The organism is Microcystis sp. M165S2 (genome assembly GCF_020245885.1).
In the GTDB taxonomy this organism is placed as follows: domain Bacteria; phylum Cyanobacteriota; class Cyanobacteriia; order Cyanobacteriales; family Microcystaceae; genus Microcystis.
In genome coordinates this window covers 1-9,332 of sequence record NZ_JADBTZ010000045.1, presented here as the reverse complement: position 1 = coordinate 9,332, position 9,332 = coordinate 1, and the positions used below count along the sequence as shown (strand labels likewise).

The window sequence follows — 9,332 nt, the reverse complement described above, 5'->3', positions numbered from 1 at the left end:
GGGGGTTGGGGGTTGGGGGTTGGGGTTTTACCCATTTTCAGGTGGTCAATTACCTAATTTTCAGGGAAAAAGTCCCTGAATTTTCCCCCCAATCACTCCAAGGGTCGGCACTTTTTGAGGGAAAAAAAGTCTAAAAACCTTATCCAACAAGGTTTTTAGATTTATTCAGCAAACCCTAATTATCTAAAAGCAAAGGTCGCAGAAAACCGCCATAATTCTCGTCATCTGTACCGATAAAGACTTCTATTTTACCTCTAGGAGATTCTCTGGTGGTCACCGCTTCCACTTTGGAGCCGTCTATTTCTGCAATTTTTTGGGGATTAGGGGCAATAATTAGGCTATTATCAGCTTTAACTTGACCAATACGGTAAACAGCACTTCTAAACACTCCCGCACTATCTGGATCGTAAGCGGAAGCTATGTAGATATTACCTTGCTTATCTACGGCTAAATCAGAGATGGGGCGAATATTTTTACCACTACCAAAAGGACTCCGAAAAGTTACCGACTGAAATTCCCCGAATTTTAAGGGATTGAACGAGATATCCGTCCAGCGAATCTTTGTACTCTCTTGACTATCGGCCCGTTCTGCGTAGATAAATAGATAACGATCGCCCTGCCGACTAACAGCGATCGCCTCTACATTTTCCACTGGAATTGACCAATTTATTTGCTCAACTATCTTGACTTTTTGCTGGTTATATGCTAGTAAAAATAGTCTTTGAAAAGGTTTTTTCTCGCCACTTTCAGCCAACAAAAATAAATTAGTTTCTGGGATAGAAGTAATACTTTCGAGATCGTTACTCAATCCCTCTGGTTTTGGCCAATCTACCCTTAAAACCTGCCATAATAGCGGTTTTTCCTGGGTAGGTAGCTGTAAAAGACTCAGCCTTGCTTGAGATGGATCACTATTTTTGCCCTTATTTTTGGCATCGTGAACCCCTAGAAAAACATCTCCTTCCACCCAAGCTAAACCACTGAGATCTGGGAGATAAGTCTCCAGTCGTCTCGATGCTTCGGCAAAAGAGACTTGAGTGGCCGAAAAAAAGAAAACTAGGACTAAAATCGCTGAAAAAACAGTTTTTAATCGGCTATTCTTGCTAAAAAATGCTCTCTTCTCTAACACCTATTCCCTAACCCCCAATATCACTGATTAACTCCTCCACCACGCAATTTAAACCGACGGAATGGGAAGCTTTGCATAAAATGCGATCGCCGAAATCGATCACTTCCTTTAAACGATTAATTAAATCTGCGTGAGTTTGAAAACATTCGCAATCGACCCCAGTAGCAGCCTCAGCAATAAACTTAGCTTCCGGGTCATCTACCAAGACAAACAAGCGATCTATGCCTAGTTTTTGCACCCTCTCACCGACTTGGCGATGTAATTGCTCCGAAAAAAGCCCTAACTCCTTCATCGTGCCTAAAACAGCAATATGACGCTGACCGGGGGTAGCTTTCAGTAAATCCAAGGCCGCTAACATTGATTCTAGACCGGCGTTATAGGTTTCATCGAGGAGTAGGATATCTGGCTCTAATTGGTAACGTTTAGCCCGACCACTGGGTAAATTAACTTTAATTCCCTGTTGCAAAGAAGTCCAATCGATGCCTAAAATTTTCGCTACGGCCAAGGCCGCCATAAAATTTAAAGCATGATGACGACCGGATAAAGGTAAGTTAAAATCTAGTCCATTTACTCGTAAAGTAGTTAAATCCAGTAATTTACCGACTATATCGCCGCCAGAGAAGCCATAGGTAATTGTTTCCCCCTGCCATACCCGTTTAGCTGTTTCGGTAAGTAAAGGGTGATCGTAGTTAAGAACCGCTATACTACTAGAAGGGGACTCGGCCAATAACTCGCATTTGGCCTCTGCGATCGCTGATTCCGAGCCTAAGCGACCGATGTGAGCGGTTCCCACATTAGTAATCACTGCGATCGTCGGTCGGGCGATTTGAGCGAGCAGGGCAATTTCTCCCCTTCCCCGCATTCCCATCTCGATTACGGCACTATCGTGAGTTTCATCCAGTTCGAGGAGAGTTTTCGGCACTCCGATCTCATTGTTATAATTAGCCAGGGTTTTATGTACCTTTCCCTGGGTTGCTAATACCGAGGCGATTAATTCTTTAGTGGTGGTTTTCCCCACCGATCCTGTAATAGCAATTACGGGTATAGTAAATTGATTCCGCCACCAATGGGCTAATTGCTGATAGGTTTCTAGGGTATTCTGGACCAAGAATACAGGAATATTTTTAGAGTAATTTAACGAAACTGGCTGATCGACAATCAATGCCGCCGCTCCTTTTTCGATAGCCATATCGATAAAATCATGACCATTAAAATTATCACCTTTTAATGCCAAAAATGCTTGTCCTGACTCAATACTACGGCTATCAGTATTAATGCCAGATACTAAACTATCGGGACTAAAACTTATGTCACCATTATCTTGTAAGGACAATAATTGAGCTAGTTGATTGAGGGATAAATGACAGGCCATAGACAATAAAAATACTTAGGAGTAAATTCCGAATTATCTAGAAGATGGATTTAGGTTGAAATGTGACTTAGATCACATCCAAGTGGGGTTTCTTTTCGCTAACTTAATTAGCAGGGTATGCTGCCTAAATTTTTAGTAATCTGGGCATAGTCCGCAAGCTTGGCTGGGTAAGCCAAGGGGAATTTTCCCAAACTTGCCAAGCTAAAATGGAGCGACTCGATCAGTACAATGACCCAAAATAGGGGTATCCTAAGAAGGGAGCATCTACTATCTAATCACAATTGACCCCTTTATGGTCATAGCCCTAAAATCCATCCGCTTACTGATTTAGGAGGGCTGAATCAAATAACCATGGCTAGTCTAAACACTGGACAAAGACAAACAAGAGAGGAAGAACAGCTACTATACGATTATTGGCTCGACCGCGCCAGGACCGATTCCCCCGAGCAATTAATCGAGGATTTTTGTCGTTTGTTTATCGAAGGTGGGGGCTATCGAGAAGCTCCTATTTATTTAGCCCTAGAGCGTCTTGTCAAGGCTAAGGATGCCGAAATACGTTTTTATCATTTCTTTAACCGCTGCTGTCATATTTTAGTGAATCGATGGCAAACACAGCCCACCCATCAGCCAGCAATTCCGGAATTGGTATCGCTATTGGAAAATTTGCCCTCCCCACGTCCAGGAGATTACAGCAGCCCCAGTAATTTGGGCCATCTGGTCAAAAAATTTACCCTCTCGGATGACTACGTTAGGCTGCAGCGTCTGGCGAGAATTATTAGCGGCAAATACAGCGAAAAAACCGCCGCTTCCCTGGGAACCCTGATTAGTCGTTATCCCTATCTCTATGATTACTATTTACTCGGTGATGAAAGTCCCCGAGAACAGCGACAAACCGTTAGACGTATTAAAGTGAAAACCGAGAGGCGTTTCGAGGTAAATCTCTCTCGTTATGTCACCTATCAGGTACGTTTGGCTCAGGCGGCCCATAGCCCAAAAATCAGGGAAGAAGCGGGGAGAATCATTCAACCGGTAGAAAATCCCACCCTGCTCAATGATAAGTATCTAAATCGCGCCCTCAAGTATTATCTGGGGACGGTAGCAGGAAATTATACTCATAAGGCTCTTTCGCAAAATTTTCTGGCGAATACAGTTTATACCCCTACCTATAAAGAGTTTAAAAATGACCTCTACGATTATCTGATTACCTCCTTAGACTACGACAAGGGGCAATTTAACAAAAAACTCGACGATATCCTGCAAAATACTCTACCCCACTGCGATCAACAAAAACCGAGTGAATTTCTCATGCTGCGTACTTCTAGCCAACTGTTAAATTATCTGGTGGTGGAAAGCGGGCAAAAACCCGATCATTACATTTTTATGGATATGATCACCAATATGGGGGTAACTCCGACTGTGGGGTTATTGCTCAAGTTGATTTTGATCTGTCCCAAGGCAAAACCCCACTTAGATAAACGTTTTTCGATTCTATTTAACCACTACGAGAGTTATTCTTGCGATCAAGTGCCTTGGTTGGTTAAATCCCTAGAAAATCTGCAAATAGCTTTTAGTATTCATTTCGGCCAAGCTGATTTGTCCTGTCTCCGTCAAATCCAGTGATCAGCTGTTCGCTATCTAAATTACTTGTTAAGACTGTCTATGAGAGGAGAAGGGGGGAAGTGGGGAAGTGGGAAGTGGGAAGTGGGGAAGTGGGGAAGTGGGGAAGTGGGGAAGTGGGGAAGTGGGGAAGTGGGGAAGTGGGGAAGTGAGGAGATGGGGAGAATAAATAGGGTCTGCTGAATAAATCTAAAAACCTTGTTGGGTAAGACTTTTAGACTTTTTGTCAATCAAAAAGTACCCGACTGGGAGTGATCAGGGGGAAAATTCCGGGACTTTTTCCCCGAAAATTAGGTAATTGACCACCTGAAAATCGGTAAAACCCTACACCCCACACCCCACACCCCACACCCTACCCCCACCGAAAAACTTTTTCAGCAGACCCTAAATAGAAATAATCTGCTGCCTCCGTTCGGCTGATCTCACGGCCGAAGCCTGCCTCCTGAATCCGTCAAATCGATTAAAAAGTTAAGTAATCTCAACTTCTAGCCAATGGTGACCCGGAGCTAGGGGATAATTAAACCATCGTCATTTAGGCTGCGTTTATCCGTGAAAATTATCGTTATCGGCAGTGGTGGTCGAGAACACGCCTTGGCTTGGAAACTGCTGCAATCGCCCGAAATAGAACAAGTGTTCTGTATTCCAGGTAATGGGGGAACGGCAATTTTACCTCAATGTGAAAATATCCCCATAGCAATGGAGGATTTTGCCGAAATTAGCCGCTTTGCCCGAGAAAATTGCGTCGATCTGGTGGTTGTCGGGCCAGAATATCCCCTCTCCCTCGGCATTACCGATCATCTTCTGGGCCAGGAAATTGCCGTTTTTGGCCCCACACAAACCGGGGCCTTAATTGAATCGAGCAAATCCTGGGCAAAAGAATTAATGAGCGAAGCAGGAGTTATCACCGCCGCCTCGGAAACCTTTACCGATGCAGAATTAGCAAAAACTTATATCCGAGAGCAAGGAGGGCCAATTGTGGTGAAAGCTGACGGATTAGCCGCAGGAAAAGGGGTAATTGTCGCCGAAACCGTAGATACAGCCCTAGAAGCGATCGATGATCTTTTTACCAGTGGCTTTACTAAAGTCGTGGTGGAAGAATTCCTAGAGGGGGAAGAAGTGTCGATCCTCACCCTCACCGATGGGATCAGCTTTCGTTCCCTGCTACCCGCCCAAGATCACAAGCGCATCGGTGAAGGCGATACCGGCAAAAATACCGGCGGTATGGGAGTTTATGCCCCCGCACCCATAGCCACCGCCGCTATTATAGAAGCGGTGGATCGGGACATCCTCGCCCCTATCGTCGCCACCCTACAAAAACGCGGCATTGACTATCGGGGAGTCCTCTACGCCGGTTTAATGATTTCCCCCGCCGGAGAGCCAAAAGTTCTCGAATTTAACTGTCGTTTTGGCGATCCCGAAACCCAAGCGGTTTTACCCCTACTGGAAACTCCCCTCGCACCCCTACTGCTGGCTTGCGCTCAACAAAAATTAACTGATTTCCCCTCTTTACAATGGCGATCCGGTAGTGCCGTTTGTGTGGTGGCCGCGTCTGCCGGTTATCCCGACCACTACGAAAAAGGCCGGTTGATCACTGGAATTAAGGCCGCTGAAACCGCAGGGGCGATCGTTTTCCACGCCGGCACGGTTTTAAAACACGGCGATATCTTCACCGATGGCGGCCGCGTCTTGGGTGTCACGGCTATGGGGTCGAATTTTAATCAGGCGATCGAACTTGCCTATCAATCGGTGAAAAGGATACACTTTGAGGGCATCTATTATCGTCGTGATATCGGCCACCGGGTAAGGGAAAAATAAGGGTCAGTATTTAGGCAGGGGTAAGGGGGAATAGTTAGGGGTTTTGAGGATTAATTTATTAGCCAATTTCCCTTTTTTTCCGAATCTCTCACCGCTAATCCTCACCTGATGCCAAACCTCTTTCTAGGGCAATCCCTGACAAAAGCGCATCTGATTTGTCAAAAAACCAGTAACTATTGATAAAATCATGAAACTGAATCGCCCAACCAAATTGCCATCCCTATGCGAATTTTGCTCTATTCTTATAACTATTACCCCGAACCGATCGGCATCGCTCCCCTGATGACAGAATTAGCGGAAGGATTGGTTAAAAGAGGTCATCAAGTCAGGGTTTTAACCGCTTTTCCTTGGTATCCTAATAGTGAAATCGATCCCGAATACCGAGGAAAAATCTATCTAGAAGAAGAACGAAATGGTGTTAAAATTCAACGTTCCTACGTCTGGGCGCGTCCCCAAAGAAGTTTAAAAAATCGAATTTTCTTTGAATTGAGCTTTGTTTTTTTGAGTTTCTTTCAGGCTCTTAAAGGTGAAAAACCCGATCTAATTTTCTTAACTGTCCCCGGATTACCCGTTTGCGTTCCCGCCGCTTTATTGAGTAAATTATATGGCGTGCCGATTATTCTAAACTTACAGGACATTTTGCCCGATGCGGCAGTTCATGTGGGATTATTAACTAATGAGAAAATGATTAAGGTTTTTAGTAGTCTCGAAAAATTTGCCTACCGAACTGCCAGCAAAATCTCAGTTATTGCCGATGGTTTTACCAAAAATCTCCTAACTAAAAATGTGCCGAGTCAGAAAATTATTGAAATTCCTAATTGGGTGGATGTAAGCTTTATTAAACCTCTGCCGAAAAACAATAATTATTTTCGCCAAGAAAATCATCTTGAGGGCAAATTTGTGGTTTTATATTCTGGCAATATTGCCCTAACTCAACCCCTAGAAACCCTGATCGATGCTGCAGTTTACTTAGTTGACATCCCGGAGATTAAAGTGGTAATTGTTGGTAAAAAAGAGGCACTCGATCGCCTAGAAAAGTATCGCCAACAACAGGGGGCCAGTAATGTGCTTTTATTGCCCTTTCAAACCCGGGAAAAATTACCAGAAATGTTAGCAGCTGCCGATGTGGGTATGGTGATGCAAAAACATAACGTTATTTCCTTTAATATGCCGTCCAAAATTCAGGTATTATTAGCTAGTGGCCGTGCTATCATTGCTTCTGTTCCCGCCGATGGAACCGCCGCTAGGGCGATCGAGCGTAGTGGTGGTGGTTTGGTGGTTACTCCTGAAGATCCAGAGGCATTAGCTACGGCTATTTTAAAGCTATATAAAAACCCAGATTTAGCAACTATACTAGGAGAACAGGGACGACAATACGCGGAGGAAAATTATGCCTTTGAAAAGACTTTGGATCAATACGAAAAGCTTTTTTCTCAAGTAGTTAGTTAATAATTAGGGTATAGGGATTAGGGATAGGGAAATGGGGGAATAGGGAAATGGGGGGATAGGGGAATTTCAACTAAAACCCTAAAACCCTAAAACCCTAAAACCCTAAAACCCCAACACCTATTACCCAACCCCCATCACCCCATCACCTAACCCCTAACTCCCACTTAACTATTTTCATGTTCGATAATTTCTCAAAAAAACTCCCCTGGCAAAGTCTCAAACAAGCGATCGCTTTTGTCTTAACAATTATTGCCTTAACCCCAGTAGTCACAGCTTTAATTTCTAGTGTTAATCAGCCCCAAATCCAATCGAATATTCAACTATATCAAACCAATCTCAATCTACAAGCCACCACTCTAAGCAGCGATGCTGACCCTAATAGCGAGGAATTTGCTAATCTTAAATTAATTCAAACTTCCCTGATCGGTGAAGATCCTTATACCACTGCCGAGGAACAGTATTTATCAGCCCAGAAAAGTGCCAAAAAAACAATCACCGAACTAGAAAAATCAGCAGTTAATCCCGAACAAAAAAAATCCCTTGAGCGCGAAATCAATTCCTTAAAAGATTTAGAGCTAAAATTAAGTCTCATTCAAGCTAGTCAAGGTGACTTGGATTCAGCACGGCAAATCTGGCAAGATATTAAGGAAAAATCAGAATTTGAGAACTATAAACCTGCTGTTTTACAAAATGCGCTGCTGTTAGAGGGATTGTACGGTGAACCCCCCCAAATTGCTGCCGATGCTGAAGCGAGAATCGAGCGCAATTTTCAAGGATGGTTTCGTTATACCATTCTGGAAAAATTATATAGTCTCGAAAATCGTCAAGAGGATTTACTCGCTTTAGAGGAAGAACAGAGTGAAGTGGCGGCTAATGGGTTAATTAAACTAATTTTACTGGCTTTCTTGCCTCTTATCGGCGGTTTAATCGGTGTTGTGCTGTTGATCTTTTTATTAGTGCAGTGGCTTCTCCGCCAACAGCGATCGCTGCTCTTTTTAGATGATAGTCTCGCTTGGCAAACTAAGTGGGGAGGAGAAACCCTCTGGTGGGGAATAATTATCGGTTTCTTTTTCGTCGGACAAATTGTTTTACCGGTAATTTTCGGGATTTTATCGAGTTTCTTGAGTCTCAATCCCGAACAATTTAACCTAGAAGCTAAAGCAATATACGTTGTAGTTAGTTATTTAGCCTTAACAGTGAGCAGTTTATCGGTTTTATACCTAGCGATCAAGCCTTTTCGCCCTTTGCCTCCCGATTGGTTTCGTTTTAACCTCTTTAGTCCTTGGTTTCTCTGGGGATTAGCCGGCTATTTTGTCGCTTTACCCCTGGTTATTATCGTTTCTTTGCTCAATCAACTAATTTGGCAAGGACAAGGGGGCAGTAACCCGCTGCTGACTTTAGCTCTAGAATCCCAGAATACCTTCGCTTTACTCTGTTTTGCCTTTACTGCTTCCCTTGCCGCTCCTTTTTTCGAGGAAATTGTCTTTCGCGGCTTTTTACTAGCTTCTTTGACTCGTTATCTACCCGTCTGGGGTGCAATCGCTCTTAGTAGTTTGATTTTCGCCCTTGCTCACCAAAATTTGTCAGAAGTGCTGCCTTTAACCGTCCTAGGTTGTGTTCTTGGCTTTGTTTACACCCGCTCGAAAAATTTATTATCCTCGATGTTGGTTCATAGTCTCTGGAATGGTGGCACCCTGTTAAGTTTATTTTTATTGGGCAGCAGTGCGGGTTAGGTGAAGTCTCTGGTTTTAGGGAACGCCAGAACAGTAGCTGGTAGTCTAGAGATAACTAATCTTTCTCTGTCATCCCTTGCACTTAATTAGGGTTTGCTGAATAAAGCTAAAAACCTTACAGGAAAAGGCTTTTAGCTAGATTGAGAGTCGCTCAGGTGCCCCTGAATCTGCTAAAATTACTCAAAACCCTTGCATCTTCTCTCCTTAGTACCAATGTATC

Annotated in this window: 6 protein-coding genes and 1 pseudogene; 4 read left to right on the top strand and 3 right to left on the bottom strand. The window is 43.7% G+C overall.

Features of this window, described 5'->3' with window-relative positions; genetic code table 11:
* Positions 1 to 175: 175 nt before the first annotated feature.
* Both IM479_RS02470 and IM479_RS02465 read right to left on the bottom strand, forming a co-directional pair.
* On the bottom strand, positions 176 to 1,126 hold the full coding sequence (locus IM479_RS02470) for a hypothetical protein (RefSeq protein ID WP_287686407.1): 951 nt from the start codon (positions 1,124 to 1,126) through the stop codon (positions 176 to 178).
* A 7-nt stretch (positions 1,127 to 1,133) separates the two neighbouring features.
* Positions 1,134 to 2,498, bottom strand: a complete 1,365-nt coding sequence (locus IM479_RS02465; protein ID WP_287686408.1) for a UDP-N-acetylmuramoyl-tripeptide--D-alanyl-D-alanine ligase — start codon at positions 2,496 to 2,498, stop codon at positions 1,134 to 1,136.
* A gap of 351 nt (positions 2,499 to 2,849) precedes the next feature.
* Between IM479_RS02465 and IM479_RS02460 the strand changes: the two genes are divergently transcribed.
* The gene (locus IM479_RS02460; protein WP_287686410.1) at positions 2,850 to 4,118 is read left to right on the top strand and encodes a Sll1247 family protein; all 1,269 of its coding nucleotides are present in this window, start codon (positions 2,850 to 2,852) and stop codon (positions 4,116 to 4,118) included.
* Between the two features lie 186 nt (positions 4,119 to 4,304).
* On the opposite strand, the pseudogene IM479_RS22485 reads toward IM479_RS02460, so the two are convergent.
* Positions 4,305 to 4,496, bottom strand: a pseudogene (locus IM479_RS22485) (hypothetical protein).
* 168 nt (positions 4,497 to 4,664) lie between these two features.
* Here IM479_RS22485 and purD point away from each other — a divergent pair.
* The 3 genes from purD to IM479_RS02445 all read left to right on the top strand — a co-directional run bounded on the left by purD (position 4,665) and on the right by IM479_RS02445 (position 9,112).
* A complete protein-coding gene (purD, locus tag IM479_RS02455) occupies positions 4,665 to 5,930 on the top strand; it encodes a phosphoribosylamine--glycine ligase (protein ID WP_287686411.1) in 1,266 nt (421 codons plus the stop codon).
* 222 nt (positions 5,931 to 6,152) lie between these two features.
* Complete coding sequence (locus tag IM479_RS02450; RefSeq protein ID WP_287686412.1) at positions 6,153 to 7,379, top strand: glycosyltransferase family 4 protein; 1,227 nt, start codon at positions 6,153 to 6,155, stop codon at positions 7,377 to 7,379.
* Positions 7,380 to 7,555: 176 nt separating this feature from the next.
* On the top strand, positions 7,556 to 9,112 hold the full coding sequence (locus IM479_RS02445; RefSeq protein ID WP_287686414.1) for a CPBP family intramembrane glutamic endopeptidase: 1,557 nt from the start codon (positions 7,556 to 7,558) through the stop codon (positions 9,110 to 9,112).
* The last annotated feature ends 220 nt before the right edge of the window (positions 9,113 to 9,332 follow it).